The organism is Streptomyces sp. NPDC031466, from assembly GCF_055581265.1.
The window spans coordinates 20846-42148 of the sequence record NZ_JBVIJT010000017.1 but is presented as its reverse complement, the minus strand read 5'-3'; the positions used below and the strand labels follow the sequence as shown (position 1 = coordinate 42148).

The following is a 21303-nucleotide window of genomic DNA, read 5'->3' as shown; positions in this document are numbered from 1 at the left end:
GGGAACGACCGGTCCGAACACCGGATCCCAGCGACCCGCACCCGGCGCGCTCCCCTCGCTTGCCTCACGGCACGAGGGGTTTTTTGTTGCACCGGCACCCGTCAAACCCCCGCGAAACACCCGCGAAAAACCTCAGCTTCGAGAAGAGAATGCCGATGACCGAGCAGGCCACCGGGGCCCACCACCCGCAGCCGCGGCCCCGATCCTCTGGACAGCAGTCCGCCACCGTCGAGCACGTCACGGGTGCGCAGTCCCTCATTCGTTCTCTTGAGGAGGTCGGGGCCGACACGGTGTTCGGCATCCCCGGCGGCGCCATCCTCCCGGCGTACGACCCGATGATGGACTCCACCCGGGTCCGGCACGTCCTGGTCCGCCACGAGCAGGGCGCGGGGCACGCGGCGACCGGTTACGCGCAGGCCACCGGCAAGGTCGGCGTCTGCATGGCCACGAGCGGCCCCGGCGCCACCAACCTCGTCACCCCGATCGCCGACGCCCACATGGACTCCGTCCCGCTGGTCGCGATCACCGGCCAGGTCGCCGCCAAGGCGATCGGCACGGACGCCTTCCAGGAGGCGGACATCGTCGGCATCACGATGCCGATCACCAAGCACAACTTCCTGGTCACCAAGGCCGAGGACATCCCGCGCACCATCGCCGAGGCCTTCCACATCGCCTCCACCGGCCGCCCGGGCCCCGTCCTCGTGGACATCGCCAAGGACGCCCTCCAGGCGCAGACGACGTTCTCCTGGCCGCCGCAGCAGGACCTGCCCGGCTACCGCCCGGTGACCAAGCCGCACGCCAAGCAGATCCGCGAGGCCGCCAAGCTCATCACCGCGGCCAAGCGCCCGGTCCTGTACGTCGGCGGCGGCGTCCTGAAGGCGCATGCCACCGCCGAGCTGAAGGTCCTCGCCGAGCTGACCGGAGCGCCCGTCACCACCACCCTGATGGCGCTCGGCGCGTTCCCCGACAGCCACCCGCTGCACGTGGGAATGCCGGGCATGCACGGTGCGGTCACCGCCGTCACCGCGCTGCAGAAGGCCGACCTGATCGTCGCCCTCGGAGCCCGCTTCGACGACCGCGTCACCGGCAAGCTGGACAGCTTCGCGCCGTTCGCGAAGATCGTCCACGCCGACATCGACCCGGCCGAGATCGGCAAGAACCGCGTCGCCGACGTGCCGATCGTCGGTGACGCCCGCGAGGTCATCGCCGACCTCGTCCAGGCCGTCCAGGCCGAGCACACCGAGGGTCACACGGGCGACTACTCCGCCTGGTGGAACGACCTCAACCGCTGGCGCGAGACCTACCCCCTCGGCTACACCGTGCCCGAGGACGGCTCGCTCTCCCCGCAGCAGGTCATCGAGCGCGTCGGCAAGCTCGCCCCGGAGGGCACGATCTTCGCGGCGGGCGTCGGCCAGCACCAGATGTGGGCCGCGCACTTCATCCAGTACGAGCAGCCCGCCACCTGGCTCAACTCCGGCGGCGCCGGGACCATGGGTTACGCGGTCCCCGCCGCGATGGGCGCCAAGGCCGGCATGCCCGACCGCACGGTCTGGGCGGTCGACGGCGACGGCTGCTTCCAGATGACCAATCAGGAGCTCACCACCTGCGCCCTGAACAACATCCCGATCAAGGTCGCCATCATCAACAACGGCGCCCTCGGGATGGTCCGCCAGTGGCAGACGCTGTTCTACAACCAGCGCTACTCCAACACCGTCCTGCACAGCGGTCCCGACGACATCGGCCCCAACAAGGGCACCCGCGTCCCCGACTTCGTGAAGCTGTCCGAGGCCATGGGCTGTGTGGCGCTGCGCTGTGAGCGGCCCGAGGACCTGGACAAGGTCATCGCCGAGGCCAACGCCATCAACGACCGTCCGGTCGTCGTCGACTTCATCGTCCACGAGGACGCCCAGGTGTGGCCGATGGTCGCCGCCGGCACCTCCAACGACGAGGTCATGGCCGCCCGCGGGGTCCGCCCCGACTTCGGCGACAACGAAGACGACTGAGACCGGACGCGAAAGAGAGACACACGAGTCATGTCCACCAAGCACACGCTCTCCGTCCTGGTCGAGAACAAGCCAGGTGTCCTCGCCCGGATCACCGCCCTGTTCTCCCGCCGCGGCTTCAACATCGACTCCCTCGCCGTGGGCGTCACCGAGCACCCCGACATCTCTCGCATCACCATCGTGGTGAACGTCGAGGACCTGCCGCTCGAACAGGTCACCAAGCAGCTCAACAAGCTCATCAACGTCCTGAAGATCGTCGAACTGGAGCCGGGCGCCGCCGTGGCGCGCGAACTCGTCCTCGCCAAGGTCCGCGCCGACAACGAGACCCGTTCCCAGATCGTCGAGATCGTCCAGCTGTTCCGCGCCAAGACCGTGGACGTGTCCCCGGAGGCCGTCACCATCGAGGCCACCGGCAGCAGCGACAAGCTGGAGGCCATGCTCAAGATGCTGGAGCCCTTCGGCATCAAGGAGCTGGTCCAGTCCGGCACCATCGCGATCGGCCGCGGCTCCCGCTCCATCACGGACCGCAGCCTGCGGGCGCTCGACCGCAGCGCCTGACCCGGGGCCCCGGCGCCCCTCTCGGATACCGAGACCCGAGAACTTCCCTCACCGGACCCGCCGTACGGTGGGACGCAACACCAGCACACATAGGAGATTCCCAGTGGCCGAGCTGTTCTACGACGACGACGCCGACCTGTCCATCATCCAGGGCCGCAAGGTCGCGGTCATCGGCTACGGCAGCCAGGGCCACGCCCACGCGCTGTCCCTGCGCGACTCGGGTGTCGACGTCCGCGTCGGTCTGCACGAGGGCTCCAAGTCCAAGGCCAAGGCCGAGGAGCAGGGCCTGCGCGTCGTCACCCCGGCCGAGGCCGCGGCCGAGGCCGACGTCATCATGATCCTGGTGCCGGACCCGATCCAGGCCCAGGTCTACGAGGAGTCCATCAAGGACAACCTCAAGGACGGCGACGCGCTGTTCTTCGGCCACGGCCTGAACATCCGCTTCGGCTTCATCAAGGCCCCCGAGGGCATCGACGTCTGCATGGTCGCCCCCAAGGGCCCGGGCCACCTGGTGCGCCGCCAGTACGAGGAGGGCCGCGGCGTCCCCTGTATCGCGGCCGTCGAGCAGGACGCCACGGGCAACGGCTTCCAGCTGGCGCTCTCGTACGCCAAGGCCATCGGCGGCACGCGCGCCGGCGTCATCAAGACGACCTTCACCGAGGAGACCGAGACCGACCTGTTCGGTGAGCAGGCCGTGCTGTGCGGCGGCACCGCCGCGCTGGTCAAGGCGGGCTTCGAGACGCTGACCGAGGCCGGCTACCAGCCGGAGATCGCCTACTTCGAGTGCCTGCACGAGCTGAAGCTGATCGTGGACCTCATGTACGAGGGCGGCCTGGAGAAGATGCGCTGGTCGGTCTCCGAGACCGCCGAGTGGGGCGACTACATCACCGGCCCGCGGATCATCACCGACGCCACCAAGGCCGAGATGAAGAAGGTCCTCGCGGAGATCCAGGACGGCACGTTCGCCAAGAACTGGATGGACGAGTACCACGGCGGTCTGAAGAAGTACGACGAGTACAAGAAGCAGGACGAGAACCACCTCCTGGAGACCACGGGCAAGGAGCTGCGCAAGCTCATGTCCTGGGTCGACGAGGAGGCCTAGTCCGCCCTGGGTCCGGGGCACCGCCCCGGACCCGCTCCTCGAACGCCGGAGGGGCTGATCTTTGGCTCTCCGGCGTTGTCCACCCCGTCCAGCCACGGATGGGTGATCCTTCCGAAGAGGCGCGTGCTGAACGCCTGTACGCCACTATGCTTCTGTTCAACATTCGCGTCGGGCCCACAGCGTCGTGCGTCTTCCACGCGGCAAGCACCCTCCACCGCCTGCGGCCGTCGGGACGGCCGTCCGCAATGGATCTGTGAGGACTCACGTGAGCACTGCTGCCACCGGCAAACCCGTCGTACTCATCGCTGAAGAGCTGTCGCCCGCCACCGTCGACGCCCTGGGGCCGGACTTCGAGATCCGGCACTGCAACGGCGGGGACCGCGCCGAGCTGCTGCCCGCGATCGCCGACGTCGACGCGATCCTGGTCCGCTCCGCGACCAAGGTCGACGCCGAGGCCATCGCCGTCGCCAAGAAGCTGAAGGTCGTCGCCCGCGCCGGCGTCGGCCTGGACAACGTCGACGTCTCCGCCGCCACCAAGGCCGGCGTGATGGTCGTCAACGCCCCGACGTCGAACATCGTCACCGCCGCCGAGCTGGCCTGCGGCCTGCTCCTGGCCACCGCGCGCAACATCCCCCAGGCCAACACCGCCCTGAAGAACGGCGAGTGGAAGCGCTCCAAGTACACGGGCGTGGAGCTGGCCGAGAAGACCCTCGGCGTCGTGGGCCTCGGCCGCATCGGCGCCCTGGTCGCCCAGCGCATGAGCGCCTTCGGCATGAAGGTCGTCGCCTACGACCCGTACGTGCAGCCCGCGCGCGCCGCGCAGATGGGCGTGAAGGTCCTCTCGCTCGACGAGCTGCTCGAAGTCTCGGACTTCATCACCGTGCACCTGCCGAAGACGCCCGAGACGCTCGGTCTCATCGGTGACGAGGCGCTGCACAAGGTCAAGCCGACCGTCCGCATCGTCAACGCCGCGCGCGGCGGGATCGTCGACGAGGAGGCGCTGCACTCCGCCCTCAAGGAGGGCCGCGTCGCCGGCGCCGGTCTCGACGTGTACGCGAAGGAGCCCTGCACGGACTCCCCGCTCTTCCAGTTCGACCAGGTCGTGTGCACCCCGCACCTCGGTGCCTCCACGGACGAGGCGCAGGAGAAGGCGGGCATCGCCGTCGCCAAGTCGGTGCGCCTCGCGCTCGCCGGCGAGCTGGTGCCGGACGCGGTGAACGTCCAGGGCGGCGTCATCGCCGAGGACGTCCGCCCCGGCCTGCCGCTCGCCGAGAAGCTCGGCCGCATCTTCACCGCCCTCGCGGGCGAGGTCGCGGCCCGCCTCGACGTCGAGGTGTACGGCGAGATCACCCAGCACGACGTCAAGGTGCTCGAACTCTCCGCGCTCAAGGGCGTCTTCGAGGACGTCGTGGACGAGACGGTGAGCTATGTGAACGCGCCGCTGTTCGCGCAGGAGCGGGGCGTCGAGGTCCGCCTCACCACCAGCTCCGAGTCGCCCGACCACCGCAACGTGGTCACGGTGCGCGGCACGCTCTCCGACGGCGAGGAGATCGCCGTCTCCGGCACGCTGGCCGGCCCCAAGCACCTGCAGAAGATCGTCGCCATCGGCGAGTACGACGTCGACCTGGCGCTCGCCGAACACATGGTCGTCCTGCGGTACGCCGACCGCCCCGGCGTCGTCGGCACCGTCGGCCGCGTCCTCGGTGAGTCGGGCATCAACATCGCCGGCATGCAGGTCGCCCGTGCCGACGTCGGCGGCGAGGCCCTCGCCGTGCTGACCGTCGACGACACGGTGCCGCAGTCGGTGCTGACCGAGCTGGCCGAGGAGATCGGCGCGGAGTCCGCGCGCGCGGTGAACCTCACGGACTAGCACCGGGCCAGGGCCGCGGAGCCTTACGCACAGCGTTCGTCCTCAGGCGCCGGACGGGTCGGAGATCTCTCCGACCCGTCCGGCGTTCCGCTGTTCCCGGGTGCCGGCCCCGCGCAGCGCGCCCGCCGCCAGTGCCGCCGCCGCGAGCAGGATCACCGTGCCGGTCAGCGCCGCGGCGTGCATGCCGGTGGTGAACGCCTCGCGCGCCGTCGCCAGGAGCGTGTCCGCCGCGCGGTCCGGCAGCTGCCGGGCGCTCGCCACCGCGCCGCCGAGCGTCTCGCGGGCCGGGGCCGGGGCGGAGCCGGGGACCGCGTCGCGGTAGACCGCGTTGCCGATGGAGCCGAGGAGCGCCATGCCCAGCGCGCCGCCGAACTCCTGCCCCGTCTCCAGGAGCGCCGAGGCGGAGCCCGCCTTCTCGGCCGGGGCGGCGCCGAGCGCCAGGTCGGTGAGCTGGGAGCCGACGACGACCGAGCCGCAGGCCAGGACGCCCGCACCGGCGAGGACCGGCCACAGCGCGTCGGTGCCGGCCAGGGCGAGCAGGCCGTAGCCGCCGGCGGCGACGGCGAAACCGGCGGCCACGACGTGGGCGCGGTCCATGCCGCGCCGCACCAGCGCGGTGGCGACGGGCGCCGCGAAGCCGATCGGCACCGAGGGCAGGAGCGCCCAGAGCGCGGCCTCCAGGGCGCTCTTGCCGAGGACGGACTGGAGGTACTGGGTGGTGAAGTACGTCGAGCCCATCACCGCCAGGGACGAGACGAGGTTCAGCGAGACGGCGGCGCCGAACGTGCGGCCACGCCCCCGGAAGAGGTCCGGCGGGATCATCGGCGAGGCGGTGGTGCGCTGGCGGTGGACGAACACGGCGGCGAAGAGCAGACCCACGGCCACCGAGGCGACGTACTCGATGCGGACGCCCTCGGCCGGCAGTTCCTTCAGGCCCCAGACCAGCGGCAGTACCGCGGCCATCGACAGGGGCACGCTCAGCAGGTCGAAGCGGCCCGGTGCCGGGTCCTTGGACTCCGGGATCAGCAGGGGCGCGAGGAGCAGGAGCAGGACCATCGCGGGCAGGTTGACCAGGAAGACCGAGCCCCACCAGAAGTGCTCGACGAGGAGGCCGCTCAGCACCGAGCCGAGCGCGATGCCGGCGACCATGACGCCGGTCCAGATGCCGATCGCCTGCGCCCGCTGACCCGCGTCACGGAACATGGTGCGCACCAGCGCCATGGTGGAGGGCATCAGGGTGGCGCCGCCGATGCCGAGGACGGCGCGGGCCGCGATCAGGGTCTCGGCGCTGTCGGCGTACGCGGCGACCAGCGAGGCGGCGCCGAAGGCCGCGGCGCCGAACAGCAGGAGGCGGCGGCGGCCGACGCGGTCACCGAGCGAGCCCATCGTCATCAGCAGTCCGGCGAGCACGAACGCGTAGATGTCGAAGATCCACAGCTGTTGGGTGCCGCTCGGGTCGAGGTCGGCGCTGATCTCCGGGACGGCGAAGTACAGGACGGAGACGTCCATCGAGACCAGCAGCAGCGGAAGCATCAGGACGGCGAGCGCGGTCCACTCCTTCCGGGTGGCACGGAGGGGGGCGGTGGCGGGCGGATTCGTTGGCATGGCGGCGACTGTACGGGCGTCTTATACGACTGTATAGTACGTTCGTATAAATCAGCTGTGTAAGTCACCTGTCTGAGACGGTGGTATGGGACGACCGTATGGATCGGCGTAGGGTGCCCGCATGGGACACCGTGAAGATCTGCTCGAAGGGGCCAAGCGCTGCCTGCTGGAGAAGGGGTTCGCGCGGACGACGGCCCGCGACATCGTGAAGGAGTCGGGGACGAACCTGGGGTCCATCGGCTACCACTACGGGTCGAAGGACGCGCTGCTCGCGGAGGCCTACATCGCGCTCATTGAGCAGATGGGGGACCACTTCGAGAGTCCGCGGGCCGCGGGCGCCGCCGGACAGGGGGGACTGGAGCGCTTCCAGGAGGTCTGGGAGAACGTCATCCGCTCGGTCCCCGAGACGCGGCCCCTCTGGATGATGACGCTGGAGGTCATCACGCAGGGCGAACGCCTCGCGGGGATCCGTGAGTTGCTGATCCAGGCGCAGAAGCAGGGGCGCAGCGGGCTCACGGCGCTCTTCACCGGCATCGAGGAGAGCGAGATCCCCGACGAGGTGCTGGAGAGCGAGGGCCGCCTCTACACCACGCTCCTCAACGGGCTCATGGTGCAGTGGCTCTTCGACCCGGAGTCGGCGACCAACGCCGGGCAGTTGACCGAGGGGCTGCGGCGCGTGCTGGAGCGGGCCCGGGACGGGGCCTGAGAACGGGTGCGCGCACCCGGTGGCCGGCCGAGGTGGGCCGCGGGTGCGCGCGCGGGGGCGTCGTGCGGGTGGCTACCAGTTGATGCAGGTGGCCGGGACGTAGCCCTTGATGTTGTAGTCGTTCGGCATGACGTACAGCCACTTGTTGCTGCTCTTGCCGCACAGGCGGTACGACTGGCCGGTGAAGGACTGGCCGTCGTTGCAGAGGAAGGCCTTGCGGCCCTTGTTCAGCTGGCCGACGGCGTGGCCGTTCACCTTCGGGGTGGTGCGGACCTTGACCGTCTCCTTGGCGGGGACGTTGGTGAGGCCGCGGGAGCAGTCCGGCCTCGTGGCGGCCGCGGCGGTGCCCGTGGTGAGGACGGTGCCGGAGAGCGCGACGGCGGATACGGCGACGGCGGAGGCCAACAGCCTGAGCTTCATGAGGTGTTCGTTCTCCCGTTCCAGGAGTGGGTGTTCGGACGGGGGAAACCGTACCCCTCCAAGATCACGGAAGCTGTCGTTCGTTACCCGGCACGGACAGTCGTGACGACTTCAAAACCATGTGCAGCAGCAGCCGGTCCTCGCCCTCGTCCAGATCCAGGCCGGTGAGCTGCTCCACGCGCGAGAGGCGGTAGTAGAGGGTCTGGCGGTGGATGCCCAACTCCGCCGCCGTGCGCCCCGCTTGGCCCGCGCAGTCCAGGAACACCTCGGCGGTGCGGGCCAGTTCGCGGTGGGCGGGGGCCAGCAGCTGCCCGGCCACCGGATCGTGCGCCGCCTCCGGGGGCAGGGCCGTCAGAAGGCGGTAGGGGCCGACGTCCGGCCAGTGCGCCACCGGGCCGAAGCGGTCCTCGGCGAGCGCGGCGCGCGCCGCGCCGGACGCCTCCCACCAGGCGGCGCCCAGGTCGTCCAGGCCGTGCCGGGAGCCGGCGATCCCGGCGGCGCCGCCCGCGGCGACCGAGCGCGCCGTCTCCAGCAGCCGCGAGGCCGCCGCCCGCGCCGGGGACAGCGCGTCGGCCGACCGCAGCCTGATCAGCGCCGCGAGACACTGCCCGGTCCTGCCCCAGGGCACCGTGCAGACCGCCGCCGCGCCCGGCACCGTACGGGCCTCGGGGGCGGCGTCCGGGTCGGGGGAGGGCCAGGGGGCCACGCACACCACGGCGTGCAGGCCCTCGCCGCGGGCGCCGAGGGCGGTGCGCAGGGCGGCCACCGCCATGTCCCGCTGCCAGCCCCGCTCGGCGGTCAGGACCGCGCGGAACTCGCGGGTCAGATCGGCGCCCGCCTGCGCCTCGTCGGCGAGCAGTGCGCCGATCCTGGTCGCCACCTCCATGGCGGCGGCCAGCTGCCGCTCGGTCGGGCCCGGATCGCCGTCGAGCAGCCACACGTACCCCAGGGCGAAGCCCCGATGGCGTACGGGCAGGCAGATCCGGCCCCGGTGGACACCCGCCTCCGGGGTGGGCGGGATACGGACCGGGCCCGTGGCCCGAGTGATGCCGAAGCCCTCGAACCAGGCGCGGACCTCGGCCGTGGAGCGCCGCGTCAGGATCGAGCGGGTGCGCACGGGGTCCAGGACGCTCGCGTCGAAGCCGCTCTCCCCGTCGGCGCCGCCGTCGTGCGCGCCGAAGGCGATCAGCTCGAAATCACGGTTCTCCAGGGTCGCGGGGGCGCCCAGCAGCGCCGAGATCTCGTCGACCAGTTCTTGGTAGTCGCCCTTCACCCGATCATTCTCGCGCAGGGTGCGCGCTTTTTCAGACATCTGTCTGAGATCCAGGGCACCGATGCGTGACAGGTGTCGATGGTTCGGGGCCGGGCGGGTCCCTAGATTTCACGGTGGTTCACCGTGCCGTACCCGTGCATAACCTCTACGTAGGGCTATGTCGGTATGGCTCTCGATTTCGTACACCTGTGGAGGTGCCCCGTGCTGGGTCCCGTGATCCTCGCCGCGTCACGCAGCGACAAGATGCGCCGCTTCGTCTCGGCGGCCCCCGGCACCAAGCAGGTCGTCGCCCGGTTCATCGCCGGCGAGAGCGTCGACGAGGTCGTGCCGGTCATCGTCGACGCCACCGACAAGGGCCTCGAGGTCACCCTCGACGTGGTGGGCGAGGACATCACCACCGTCGAGCAGTCCCACGCCGCCCGCGACGCCTACCTGGAGCTGATCGAGCGCCTGAAGGACCTCGGCCTCGGCACGAGGGCCGAGATGTCCGTGAAGCTCTCCATGTTCGGCCAGGCGCTGGAGGGCGGCCACGAGCTGGCCCTCGCCAACGTCCGGCCCGTGGTCGAGGCCGCCGCCGCCATCGGCACCACGGTCACCCTGGACGCCGAGGACCACACCACCCTCGACTCGATGTTCGCCATCCACGACGCGCTGCGCGAGGACTTCCCGCAGACCGGCTGCGTGATCCAGGCCTACCTCTACCGCACCGAGGCCGACGCCCGCCGCCTGGCCGCCAACGGCAGCCGCGTGCGCATCGTGAAGGGCGCCTACAAGGAGCCCGCCGAGGTCGCGTACCAGGACAAGGCCGAGATCGACAAGGCGTACGTCCGCATCCTGCGCATCCTCATGGAGGGCGAGGGGTACCCGATGATCGGGTCCCACGACCCGCGCCTGATCGCCATCGCGCAGGAGCTGGCCCGGCGCGCCGGGCGCAAACTGGACGAGTACGAATTCCAGATGCTGTACGGCATCCGCGGCGACGAGCACCTGCGGCTGGCCGCCGAGGGCCACCGGATGCGCGTCTACACCGCCTACGGCACCGACTGGTACGGCTACTTCATGCGCCGCCTCGCGGAGAAGCCGGCGAACCTCCTCTTCTTCGCCCGCTCCATCCTCACCAAGGACTGAACCAAGGGCTGAGCTCCCACCCCCTCGACCCTCATAAGGAGACACGGAACTCATGGACGCCGTCACTCAGGTCCCCGCCCCGGTCAACGAGCCGATCCAGGGCTACGCCCCCGGTTCGCCGGAGCGGGCCCGCCTCGAGGCCAAGCTCAAGGAGCTGGCCGAGAACCCCATCGAGCTGCCGATGACCATCGGCGGCGTCAAGCGCCTCGGCGGCGGCGAGCCCTTCCAGGTCGTGCAGCCGCACAACCACAAGGCCGTCATCGGCCACGGCCGCGGCGCCACCCGGCAGGACGCGCAGGACGCGATCGACGCCGCCCTGGCCGCCGCCCCGGCCTGGCGCGCGATGTCCTTCGACGACCGCGCCGCGATCATCCTGCGCGCCGCCGAGCTGCTCTCCACCACGTGGCGCGAGACGCTGGCCGCCTCCACGATGCTCGGCCAGTCGAAGACCGCCCAGCAGGCCGAGATCGACACCCCCTGCGAGCTGGTCGACTTCTGGCGCTTCAACGTCAAGTACGCCCGTGACCTGCTCGCCGAGCAGCCCCCGGCGAACGCCACCGGCGTCTGGAACCGCCTGGACCACCGCCCGCTGGAAGGCTTCGTCTACGCGATCACGCCGTTCAACTTCACCGCCATCGCGGGCAACCTCCCCACCGCCCCCGCCCTGATGGGCAACGTGGTCGTGTGGAAGCCGTCCCCGACGCAGACGCACGCCGCCGTGCTGCTCATGCAGCTCCTGGAGGAGGCGGGCCTGCCCAAGGGCGTCATCAACCTCGTCACCGGCGACGGCATCGCCGTCTCCGAGGTCGCCCTGCACCACCGCGACCTGGCCGGCATCCACTTCACCGGCTCGACCCCGACCTTCCAGCACCTGTGGAAGACGGTCGGCGAGAACATCGCGAAGTACCGCACCTACCCGCGCCTCGTCGGTGAGACCGGCGGCAAGGACTTCGTCGTCGCCCACCCGAGCGCCGACCGCGCGATCCTGAAGACCGCGCTGACCCGCGGCTCCTTCGAGTACCAGGGCCAGAAGTGTTCCGCCACCTCGCGCGCGTACATTCCCGCCTCCATCTGGAACTCCGGCTTCAAGGAGGAGTTCGCGGCCGAGGTCGACGGCATCAAGATGGGTGACGTCACCGACCTGTCGAACTTCATCGGCGCCGTCATCGACGAGCGCGCGTTCGCCAAGAACAAGGCGGCCATCGACCGTGCCAAGGCGGACGACGCCTGCACGATCGTCGCGGGCGGCACCTACGACGACTCGGTCGGCTACTTCGTGCGCCCGACCGTCGTCGAGTGCTCGGACCCGGCCAACGAGGTCTTCACGACCGAGTACTTCGGCCCGTTCCTCGCCGTGCACGTGTACGAGGACGACAAGTACGACGAGATGCTGACCCAGATGGAGTCGGTCTCGGACTACGCGCTCACCGGTTCCGTCATCGCCAACGACCGCGCCGCCGCCGCGTACACGATGGAGAAGCTGCGCTACGCCGCGGGCAACTTCTACATCAACGACAAGTCGACCGGCGCCGTCGTCGGCCAGCAGCCCTTCGGCGGCGGCCGCGCGTCCGGCACCAACGACAAGGCGGGCGCCCCGCAGAACCTCCAGCGGTGGACGCTGACCCGCGCCATCAAGGAGACGCTGGTCCCGCCGACCGAGTACGGCTACCCGCACATGGGCTGACGCTCCCCGGGCCGTGCGGCCCACCCCCGAACCCCGTCTCCGACCCGGGCCCCACCCCGGTCGGAGGCGGTGTCATGTGCGGGGTCGGACGAGCGCGTCGACGGCGATGCGGGCCATGTCGGCCGCGATGCGGTCCTCGCCCGGGGTGTCCGGGTCCAGGCGCGTGGTGTACACGGAGACGATCAGGGGCGCCCCGCCGTTCGGGGGCCAGGCCACGGCCACGTCGTTGACCCCGCCGTACGCGGGCGAGCCGGTCTTGTCGCCGACCCGCCAGCCGGCGGGCAGCCCGGCCCGGATCCGCTTGTCGCCGGTGGTGTTCTCCAGGAGCCAGCGGATGAGCTGGTCGCGGTCGCGGGGGGCGAGGGCGTCGCCGAGGACGAGCGCGCGCAGGTTCGCGGTCATGGCCGCCGGGGTCGTCGTGTCGCGCGGGTCGCCGGGGATGTTGGTGTTCAGCTCGGGCTCCCACCGGTCGAGGCGGGTGCGGGTGTCGCCGAGGGAACGGGCGAACGCGGTGATGGAGTGCGGGCCGCCGAGCCTGCGCAGCATGAGGTTCGCCGCCGTGTTGTCGCTGTACGTGATGGTCGCGTCGCACAGCTCCCGGACCGTCATGCCGGTCGCGAGGTGCAGCTCGGTCCTCGGCGAGGCCGAGACGATGTCGTCCCGCCCGTACCTGATCAGGGTGTCGAGCAGTCCGGGCTCCATCTCGCGCGTCCGGCGCAGGATCGCGGCGGCGGCCAGCACCTTGAACGTCGAGGCGATGGCGAAGCGTTCGCCGGCGCGGTAGCCGAGGGTTTCGCCGGTACCGGTGTGCAAGGCGTGCAGGCCGATGCGGCCCGGATAGCCCTTCTCCAGGGCGCGCAGCCGCCGCCGGGCGTCGTCGGCAGGCGCCGCGTGGGCGGTGCCGGGCACCGAGAGGAAGACGGGCGTGGCGGCCGCCGCGCCAAGGAGGGTCCTGCGGGAGGGAGTTGCGTTCATGATCCCGACCGTACCCGGGAAGTGGGACGCCGGGCCAAGAAGTTCTCGATCGGCCCGGCGTCCCGCGTGGCGGGCGTTTCCGGGAGCCTCAGACCTCCACGAGCACCTGGTCCAGCGACTTGCGCACCAGGTCGGGGACCTCGCAGTCCGGCGCCGGGTAGCCCACGGGGATCACCGCGAACGCCTTCTCGTTCTCGGGGCGGCCAAGAACTTGTGACAGGAAGCGCATCGGGCTCGGGGTGTGGATCAGCGCGGCGAGACCGGACAGGTGCAGCGCGGACAGCAGCATCCCCACCGCGATGCCGACCGACTCGTCGACGTAGTAGTGCTTGTGCTTGGTGCCGTCCTCACCCAGCCAGTACCGCTGCTGGAAGACGACGATGAGCGCGGGCGCGTCCGTCAGGTGCGGCTTCACCTCGTCGGTGCCGATGGGGCGCAGGGCCGCGAGCCACTCCTCGCCGAGCCGGCCGTCGTAGGAGATCCGCTCCTCGTGCTCGGCGGCCTCGCGGATGCGGCGGCGGATCTGCGGGTCCTGGACGAGGACGAACGTCCACGGCTGCTGGTGCGCGCCGGACGGCGCCGTGGCCGCGCACGCGATGGCGTCCCGTATCACCTGCGCGGGCACCGGGTCCGGCGCGAACCGCCGTACCGTGCGCCGCTCCCGCATCCGCTCCCGCAACTCCGCCGCCCGGACCAGGGATTGGGCCTCGGGCATGCGCTCGGGCCGGTAGGGCACCGAGCGGTAGGGCTCGCCGTGAATGGGGGTCCACTCTCGCTGCTGCTGGGTCTCAGACATGGCTCCGATTGTGCTGCGCGGGGCCCGCCCGCGCCATGGTGCAGACCAATTGCGCTCCCGTGCGGCCTGGTTACGCTGGCGGGGTGACGGAAAGCATCTTGCGCACGAGCCACACCGGCGAGCTGGCACCGGGTGACCTGCGTGCCGCCCGCACCCTGCTCGACCAGGCCTTCGACGGCGACTTCAGCGACCAGGACTGGGACCACGGCCTCGGGGGCGTGCACGCCCTGGTCCACGACGGCACGGGCGCCCTGGTCGCGCACGGCTCCGTGGTCCAGCGCCGGGTGCTGCACGCGGGCCGTTCGCTGCGCGTCGGTTACGTCGAGGCGGTCGCCGTGCGCCCCGACCGGCAGCGCCAAGGGCTCGGCGGCCTGGTGATGGGCGCCTTGGAGCGGGTCGTCGAGCGGGCGTACGACATGGGCGCCCTGTCGGCGTCCGACGAGGGGCAGCGGCTCTATCTGCGACGCGGCTGGACGCCGTGGGAGGGCCCGGTCGGCACGCTCGGTCCGACGGGCCCGGCCCTCATGCCGGACGAGGAGCCGCCGCTGCTGTGGGGCGGCGCCGCACTGGACCCGGCACACGCGCTGCTCATCGACTGGCGCGACGGGGACGTGTTCTAGGGGCGCGGTGGACGCAGGTGGGACGCGGTGGGGCGCTCGACGGGCGTCGCCCGATCCGTGAGCGGAGAGCGGCATACGCGGGAAGCGCCCGTCTCAGATAGTAGGAAGTCCGAGTAATCGTGGAGACAGACGCTCCGTATTCGCCTAGCTTGGTAGGAGCCGAACGTCTCGCTTGATCAAGCGAATGGCGGCCGTGAGCCGGAGCCCTGGCGCAGGCGAACCCTGCCGCTCCCCGCTCCCCGCCTCCTGGGGGTCCCCCCGTGCCCATGAGCGCAGTGGGGGAGTCTCGCCATCATTCTGCCTTTGTTCCAAGGAGTGGATCTCCCATGGCCGAGAAGACCGCCCGCCGAGTCCGTCACCTCTCCCGCACGAGCGACTCCGAGCGCAAGAACGCCGCCGCCGCCCTCCAGCGCGCCCTCGACCGCAGGGACAACGGCGGCAAGACCGGTCACTGAGCGCCGCGCACGACCTCGAAGTGGTCGACGCGCTCGCCGTTCCCGGCGAGCGCGGAGACCGACATCCTGGGGCGCGCGCCGGCCGTCACCTCCACCGCGAGGAACGAGAAGCCGGTGTAGCGCACCCGGGACCACTCGACCGTCTCCGGGGCGGCGCGGCGCGACGTCGTCCAGCGGAAGGTCGCGACGGAGTCGTGGTCGTGGACCTCGCCCTCGTAGCTGTCCTTCACCCCCGGGCCGAAGCCGTAGAGGTCCTTGCCGCCGCCGCCCGCGGTGACGTACACGATGCCGTCGCGCGCCGGATCGGTCGACGCGCCGACCGGCACGGGCCTGCCGACCCCGCCGTTCTTGATGGCGTCGGTGCGTTCGTAGACGTGGTTGTGGCCGTTGATCACCAGGTCCACCCGGTGCTCGGCGAACAGCGGCAGCCACGCGTCACGCACCCCGCCGTCGGAGGCGTGCGTCGACGTCGAGTACGCGCAGTGGTGGAAGAAGACGACCACGAAGTCGATGCCCTCGGCCGCCCGCAGCTCACCGAGCCGCCGGTCGAGCCAGGCGGTCTGCCGGCCGCCGGAGTAGCCGCGGTTGGCCGGGATCTCGTACGACACGTCGTTGGCGTCCAGCGCGACGACGCCGACGTTGCCGTAGGTGAAGGAGTAGACGCCCGGCGCCTCGCGCGGGTCGAAGCCGTTGTCCGGGAGCGACCAGCGCGCCGACTGCCCCCCGTAGCCGTTCGGCGAGTACCACGCCTCCATGTCGTGGTTGCCGGTCGTGACCATCCACGGCACCGACTTCGCGACCGATTCCGTCTGCGCGAGGAAGGTGTCCCACACGCGCGCGTCGTAGGTGTCCGACTCCTTGCCGTGCCCCGTGGTGTCCGCGTAGCAGAGGTCGCCCGCGTGCAGATGGAAGGACGGGTTCTGGCCAAGGATCAGCTGGTCGTTGGCGAGCGCGTGGTAACCGACGCCCTGGTCGCCGAAGGCCGTGAAGACGAAGGTCTCCGGCCGCTCGGGCGCGGTCCGGAACGAGCCGATCGTCGCCACCCGTTCCGGCGAGGCCGGGTCGAAACCGTCGTGGCCGACGCCGTAGTAGTACGTCGTACCGGGCCGCAGCCCGTCGAGCGCCGCGTGCAGGTAGTACTGCTCGACGGCCGGCAGTTTCCTCGACAGCGCGGGGGTGTGCAGGTCGCGCACCTCGGCCTCGATCTTCTGGCTCAGCTCCCAGGGCCGCGGCCCCACCCGCACATAAGGGGAACGGACGGCCAGCGGCACCTGCCAGGAGATCCTCATCTGCGTCTTCGGGTCCGCCCCGAACGCCAGATGCCGCCCGAAGGGGGCGACCAGAGCGCCGTCGACCCGCGCCCGCCCGGCGGACGAGGCGACCGCCACCCGCGGGCCCCCGCCGTACGCGCCGCCCGAACCGCCCGCCAGCAGGCCGAGGCCGCCCGCCGTGCCGGCCGCGGCGAACGAACGGGCGAGCACCCGGCGCCGGGAGAGCTTCGAGCGCAGGTAGGCGTGCTGCTCCGGCATGCTCATGCGGGACGCCAGCGGCTCCGGTATGCCGACCTTCGGTGTGTCCATGGCAGGAAAGTTCCCAGCGGCGGCCAACTCCCGCCCCACGCGGGGATGAACAGCACCCGTCCGCCAGACGGCTGTCCGCATGCCGGACAGCGCATGTCATCCCCTGGGACGCCGGAGTAGGCTGCCCGCATGTCGGCTAGCTCTCGCATCCTCAATCTCGCAGTGATCCCCGGTGACGGCATCGGCCAGGAAGTCGTGGCCCAGGGACTCAAGGTCCTCGGCGCGGTCCTCCCGCAGGATGTGAAGCTGGAGACCACGGAGTACGACTTCGGCGCCAAGCGGTACCACGCGACCGGTGAGACCCTCACCGACGCCGACGTCGAAGCCCTCAAGCGGCACGACGCGATCCTCCTCGGCGCGATCGGCGACCCCTCGGTCCCCTCCGGCGTCCTGGAGCGCGGCTTCCTGCTCAAGCTCCGCTTCCTCTTCGACCACCACGTCAACCTGCGCCCCTCGAAGCTGCTCCCGGGCGTCGCGACCCCGCTCAAGGGCCAACCCGAGATCGACTTCATCGTCGTACGCGAGGGCACCGAAGGCCCCTACACGGGCAACGGCGGCTCGATCCGCACCGGCACCCCGCACGAGGTCGCCACCGAGGTCTCCGTCAACACCGCCTTCGGCGTGGAGCGCGTGGTCCGTGACGCGTTCGCCCGCGCGCAGGCCCGCCCGCGCAAGAAGCTGACGCTGGTCCACAAGAACAACGTCCTCGCCTACGCCGGCCACCTGTGGACGAACGTCTTCAGCCGGGTGGCCAAGGAGTTCCCCGAGGTCACCACCGACTACATCCACGTCGACGCCGCGACGATCTACCTCGTCACCGACCCCGGCCGCTTCGACGTGATCGTCACCGACAACCTCTTCGGCGACATCATCACCGACCTCGCCGCGGCCGTCTCCGGCGGCATCGGCGTCGCGGCCTCCGGCAACATCAACCCGAGCCGCGAGTTCCCGTCCATGTTCGAGCCCGTGCACGGCTCGGCGCCGGACATCGCGGGCCAGGGCAAGGCCGACCCCTCGGCCACCGTCCTGTCCGTCGCCCTCCTGCTGCGCCACCTCGGTTACGAGTCCGAGGCGGCCCGCATCGAGACCGCCGTATCCGCCGACCTCGCCGAGCGCGGGGAGAGCGTGCGCACCACGGAACAGATCGGCGACGCCCTCGCCGTACGAGTAGCGGGCTGACCCGGCAGCTCGACGAGCGACACAAGCCGCCGGGTCTCGCGAGACACCCGGCGGCTTCTCGTATGCGGCCCCGGGGTGTCACCATCGACCCCCGGGCCGCACTCATGCCGTTTCCTCCTCGGGACCCCACGAGCGATAATCGAACGTGGGGCCGTGAAGACAAGGAAGCTCGGACGTCCTCGTACCGCTCGGTACGGGCGTGAGCGCGGTCCGTCACCATCACACCGTGAAGGACGAAGCACTCATGACGACGACGCCGACCATCGAGCTCAAGCCCTCCTCGACGCCGCTGGCCGCTGCCGAGCGCGAGGCGATCATGGCCAACCCCGGGTTCGGCCGCCACTTCACCGATCACATGGTGACGATCAAGTGGACGGAGGGCCGCGGCTGGCACGACGGCCAGCTCGTGCCGTACGGCCCGCTGGCGCTCGACCCGGCGACGAACGTCCTGCACTACGCCCAGGAGATCTTCGAGGGCCTCAAGGCCTACCGGCAGCCCGACGGCTCCGTGGCCAGCTTCCGCCCCGACGCCAACGCCCGCCGCTTCCAGGCCTCCGCGCGGCGCCTGGCCATGCCGGAGCTGCCCGTCGAGACGTTCATCGAGGCCTGTGACGTCCTGGTGCAGCAGGACAAGGCGTGGGTCCCGGCGCACGGCGGCGAGGAGTCCCTCTACCTGCGCCCGTTCATGATCGCCACCGAGGTGGGTCTCGGCGTCAAGCCCGCCAACGAGTACCTCTTCGTCGTCATCGCCTCGCCCGCCGGCGCGTACTTCCCCGGCGGCGTCAAGCCCGTCTCCATCTGGCTCTCGGAGGACCGCGTGCGCGCCGTGCCCGGCGGCATGGGCGACGCCAAGACCGGCGGCAACTACGCCGCGTCGCTGCTCGCGCAGGCCGAGGCCGCGGCGAAGGGCTGCGACCAGGTCGCCTACCTCGACGCCGTCGAGCACAAGTGGGTCGAGGAACTCGGCGGCATGAACCTGTACTTCGTGTACGGCGGCGCGGCCGGCGAGAAGCCGGTGATCGTCACGCCCACGCTGACCGGCTCCCTGCTCGCCGGCATCACCCGGGACTCGCTGCTCACCGTCGCCCGCGACCTCGGCTACGAGTCGCGGGAGGCCCGTGTCTCCATCGACCAGTGGAAGGCCGACTCCGAGAACGGCACGCTCACCGAGGTCTTCGCCTGCGGCACCGCCGCCGTCATCACGCCCGTCGGCACGGTCAAGTGCAACGCGGGCGAGTGGCAGCAGAGCGGGGGCGAGCCGGGTGAGGTCACCATGAAGCTGCGGGAGGCGCTGCTGGACATCCAGCGGGGGACGTCCGAGGACGTCCATGGCTGGATGCACGGGCTCGGCTGAGGCCTTCGCGGTTTTCCGGACGGGCCCCGCGTCGTGGTCGACGCGGGGCCCGTCCTCTTGTCTGTCGGCTGCGGGTTCGTGGTGGCTGGTCGCGCAGTTCCCCGCGCCCCTGACCGAGCCCCACGCGCCGCCCACCCACAGGCGCCCCCAGCGCCGGACCATTCCAAGCGGCGCCGTGAAGGACACCCCAGGGGCGCGGGGAACCGCGCGACCAGCCCACGGCGACCCGCAGATGAGAACCGCTCCCGCCCGGCGCAGGGCTACCGCACCGCGAGGGTAAGGCTCCCCGGTGCCGCGTCGCAGGCGGCCCTCAGCGCTGCCGCCAGGTGATCCCGGGTGGGGGCGGGGCCCTCCGCCCACGCCTCCACCGCCCGGTGGAACGCCGCGACCAGCACATCGATGGCGAGCCGCGCCCGCAGTTCCTCCCCGCCCGGCAGGGCGAACCGGCGCCGGGCGACCGCGAGCGCCGCCCGGCTCGTACGGTCGCAGAACGCGAGCCCGTGCGCGTCCATGGACGGAGTCCGCCCCGCGAGCCGCCGGCTGAGCAGCACCCGCCGGGCCCAGCCCTCCGCGGGCATGCGCCCGATCGCCGCGAGCAGCGCGTCCCGCAGCACATCGAACAGCGGCTGCCCCGCGACCGGTTCGCAGACCTCCAGCTCCTCCAGGAACGCCCCCCACAGATCCTGGGTGGGCGCCATCGCCACGTCTTCCTTGCTGGTGAACGTACGGAAGAACGTCCGCTTGCTGACCTCCACCGCGTCACACAGCGCGTCGAGTGTCACCCCGTCGAAGCCCCGCTCGGTGAACAGCTCCAGAGCCGTGTCGACGAGCGCCTGTCGCGTCCGCAGCTTCTTGCGCTCCCGCAGGGGCAACCGGTCGAGGTCCATCGCGTCCATGCCGGGAGTGTAGTCCGCTGCGGCCGCGCGGAGGCGAATGCCCCTTGAAGGATTCTGCCACTCAGTGGCACTATTGCGGCGGCCGGGACCGGCCACGGTGCCCCCGGCCCTCTCCGGCGTACGACGAAAGGCAACTCCCATGCGCGCACTGCTCGTCGACCCCTCCGCCCCCGGCGGCCTCCGACTCGGCGAAGCCCCCGTCCCCGAACCCGCCCCGCACCAGGCCCTCATCCGCGTACGGGCGACCTCCCTCAATCACGGCGAGGTGCGGTGGGGCATCGAGGGCGCCCCCGAGGGCGCGGTGCTCGGCTGGGACGCGGCCGGTGTCGTGGAGCGGGCCGCCGCCGACGGCTCGGGCCCGGCGGCGGGCACCCCCGTGGTGACCCTGGCCGGTGACGGCGCCTGGGCTGAATACCGGGTCGCCGACACGGACTGGACCGGCGTCGTGCCCGAGGGCGCGGACCTGGGCGCGATCAGCACCGTGCCGGTCGCGGGCGCCAGCGCCCTGCGCGCCCTGGACCGGATCGGCCCGATCCTCGGCAGGCGCGTACTGGTGACCGGCGCGACCGGCGGCGTCGGACGGTACGCGGTACAGCTCGCCCGGCGGGGCGGCGCGCACGTGATCGCGGTGACCGGCGACCCCGAGGGGCGCGGCGAGCAGCTCCGGGCCCTCGGCGCGCACGAGGTGATCGCCGTGCCCGAGGCCGCCGGCGCCCCGGTGGACGGCGTGGTGGACGTAACCGGCGGACGGCAACTGGTGGCCGCGTACGAGCAGTTGGGCCCGCACGGCACCCTCGTGTCCGTCGGGCAGGCCGGCGGCGAACCGGAGCACTTCCCGCTCAAGGCGCTCTACGGGGAGCAGGGCCGCCACGACCGCTCGATCGTCAACTTCCAGCTGCTCGGCTGCTCGGGCCTCTCCCGGGACCTGACCTGGCTCGCGGAGCAGGTGGCGGCGGGCACGCTCGACCCCGGTACGTCCTGGCGGGGCACCTGGGACAAGGCCCCGGAAGCGATCGAGACCCTGCTCACCCGCCGCCTCCACGGCAAGGCGGTCCTGGACATCGCCTGACGTGCGTCACGGCCCAGGCGGGCGACGCGT

Annotated in this window: 19 protein-coding genes; 12 read left to right on the top strand and 7 right to left on the bottom strand. The window is 71.3% G+C overall.

The annotated features are described in order from the left end of the window. Window positions 1-155: 155 nt before the first annotated feature. The 4 genes from ACZ5GP_RS32895 to serA all read left to right on the top strand — a co-directional run bounded on the left by ACZ5GP_RS32895 (window position 156) and on the right by serA (window position 5533). Window positions 156-2003 (top strand): acetolactate synthase large subunit, encoded by a 1848-nt coding sequence (locus ACZ5GP_RS32895; RefSeq protein WP_361086391.1) that lies wholly within the window; start codon window positions 156-158, stop codon window positions 2001-2003. Window positions 2004-2033: 30 nt separating this feature from the next. Next, window positions 2034-2561: an acetolactate synthase small subunit gene (gene ilvN, locus ACZ5GP_RS32890; RefSeq protein WP_358579431.1), complete on the top strand. Its 528-nt coding sequence runs from the start codon at window positions 2034-2036 to the stop codon at window positions 2559-2561. A 103-nt stretch (window positions 2562-2664) separates the two neighbouring features. After that, window positions 2665-3663 carry a ketol-acid reductoisomerase gene (ilvC, locus tag ACZ5GP_RS32885; RefSeq protein ID WP_468754325.1) on the top strand — a complete coding sequence of 333 codons (999 nt, stop codon included), beginning with the start codon at window positions 2665-2667 and terminating at the stop codon, window positions 3661-3663. 265 nt (window positions 3664-3928) lie between these two features. After that, on the top strand, window positions 3929-5533 hold the full coding sequence (serA, locus tag ACZ5GP_RS32880) for a phosphoglycerate dehydrogenase (protein WP_468754324.1): 1605 nt from the start codon (window positions 3929-3931) through the stop codon (window positions 5531-5533). Between the two features lie 42 nt (window positions 5534-5575). On the opposite strand, the gene ACZ5GP_RS32875 is transcribed toward serA, so the two are convergent. Continuing rightward, window positions 5576-7138, bottom strand: coding sequence for an MFS transporter (locus tag ACZ5GP_RS32875; protein WP_468754323.1), 1563 nt, complete (start codon window positions 7136-7138; stop codon window positions 5576-5578). Window positions 7139-7259: 121 nt separating this feature from the next. Here ACZ5GP_RS32875 and ACZ5GP_RS32870 point away from each other — a divergent pair, with 121 nt between their 5' ends. Next, window positions 7260-7844 carry a TetR/AcrR family transcriptional regulator gene (locus ACZ5GP_RS32870; protein ID WP_468754322.1) on the top strand — a complete coding sequence of 195 codons (585 nt, stop codon included), beginning with the start codon at window positions 7260-7262 and terminating at the stop codon, window positions 7842-7844. 72 nt (window positions 7845-7916) lie between these two features. Here ACZ5GP_RS32870 and ACZ5GP_RS32865 read toward each other — a convergent pair whose 3' ends face one another. Beyond that, the gene (locus ACZ5GP_RS32865) at window positions 7917-8264 is read right to left on the bottom strand and encodes a hypothetical protein (protein WP_358912493.1); all 348 of its coding nucleotides are present in this window, start codon (window positions 8262-8264) and stop codon (window positions 7917-7919) included. 64 nt (window positions 8265-8328) lie between these two features. Next, the gene (locus tag ACZ5GP_RS32860) at window positions 8329-9576 is read right to left on the bottom strand and encodes a PucR family transcriptional regulator (RefSeq protein WP_468754321.1); all 1248 of its coding nucleotides are present in this window, start codon (window positions 9574-9576) and stop codon (window positions 8329-8331) included. A 162-nt stretch (window positions 9577-9738) separates the two neighbouring features. Between ACZ5GP_RS32860 and ACZ5GP_RS32855 the strand changes: the two genes are divergently transcribed. After that, window positions 9739-10665 (top strand): proline dehydrogenase family protein, encoded by a 927-nt coding sequence (locus ACZ5GP_RS32855; protein WP_361086405.1) that lies wholly within the window; start codon window positions 9739-9741, stop codon window positions 10663-10665. 52 nt (window positions 10666-10717) lie between these two features. Next, window positions 10718-12349, top strand: coding sequence for an L-glutamate gamma-semialdehyde dehydrogenase (gene pruA / locus ACZ5GP_RS32850; protein WP_468754320.1), 1632 nt, complete (start codon window positions 10718-10720; stop codon window positions 12347-12349). 72 nt (window positions 12350-12421) lie between these two features. Here the strand turns inward: pruA and bla are convergent, their stop codons facing one another. Further along, entirely contained in the window at window positions 12422-13324 is a 903-nt protein-coding gene (gene bla / locus ACZ5GP_RS32845) for a class A beta-lactamase (RefSeq protein WP_468754319.1), read from the bottom strand. An 88-nt stretch (window positions 13325-13412) separates the two neighbouring features. Continuing rightward, a complete protein-coding gene (locus tag ACZ5GP_RS32840; protein ID WP_468754318.1) occupies window positions 13413-14120 on the bottom strand; it encodes a nitroreductase family protein in 708 nt (235 codons plus the stop codon). A gap of 35 nt (window positions 14121-14155) precedes the next feature. Between ACZ5GP_RS32840 and ACZ5GP_RS32835 the strand changes: the two genes are divergently transcribed. Both ACZ5GP_RS32835 and ACZ5GP_RS32830 read left to right on the top strand, forming a co-directional pair. Next, window positions 14156-14740 (top strand): GNAT family N-acetyltransferase, encoded by a 585-nt coding sequence (locus ACZ5GP_RS32835; protein WP_468754317.1) that lies wholly within the window; start codon window positions 14156-14158, stop codon window positions 14738-14740. A gap of 326 nt (window positions 14741-15066) precedes the next feature. Continuing rightward, window positions 15067-15195: a hypothetical protein gene (locus ACZ5GP_RS32830; protein WP_358579457.1), complete on the top strand. Its 129-nt coding sequence runs from the start codon at window positions 15067-15069 to the stop codon at window positions 15193-15195. On the opposite strand, the gene ACZ5GP_RS32825 is transcribed toward ACZ5GP_RS32830, so the two are convergent. Further along, on the bottom strand, window positions 15189-16775 hold the full coding sequence (locus ACZ5GP_RS32825; protein WP_468754316.1) for a purple acid phosphatase family protein: 1587 nt from the start codon (window positions 16773-16775) through the stop codon (window positions 15189-15191). The two genes, ACZ5GP_RS32830 and ACZ5GP_RS32825, sit on opposite strands and share 7 nt — an antisense overlap. A gap of 129 nt (window positions 16776-16904) precedes the next feature. On the opposite strand from ACZ5GP_RS32825, the gene ACZ5GP_RS32820 reads away from it, so the two are divergent. Both ACZ5GP_RS32820 and ACZ5GP_RS32815 read left to right on the top strand, forming a co-directional pair. Next, complete coding sequence (locus ACZ5GP_RS32820; protein ID WP_468754315.1) at window positions 16905-17954, top strand: 3-isopropylmalate dehydrogenase; 1050 nt, start codon at window positions 16905-16907, stop codon at window positions 17952-17954. Between the two features lie 244 nt (window positions 17955-18198). Then, on the top strand, window positions 18199-19308 hold the full coding sequence (locus ACZ5GP_RS32815; RefSeq protein ID WP_468754390.1) for a branched-chain amino acid aminotransferase: 1110 nt from the start codon (window positions 18199-18201) through the stop codon (window positions 19306-19308). 260 nt (window positions 19309-19568) lie between these two features. Here ACZ5GP_RS32815 and ACZ5GP_RS32810 read toward each other — a convergent pair whose 3' ends face one another. Then, window positions 19569-20204 (bottom strand): TetR family transcriptional regulator, encoded by a 636-nt coding sequence (locus ACZ5GP_RS32810; RefSeq protein ID WP_468754314.1) that lies wholly within the window; start codon window positions 20202-20204, stop codon window positions 19569-19571. Window positions 20205-20343: 139 nt separating this feature from the next. Between ACZ5GP_RS32810 and ACZ5GP_RS32805 the strand changes: the two genes are divergently transcribed. Beyond that, the gene (locus ACZ5GP_RS32805; RefSeq protein WP_468754313.1) at window positions 20344-21273 is read left to right on the top strand and encodes a zinc-binding dehydrogenase; all 930 of its coding nucleotides are present in this window, start codon (window positions 20344-20346) and stop codon (window positions 21271-21273) included. Window positions 21274-21303: the final 30 nt, after the last annotated feature.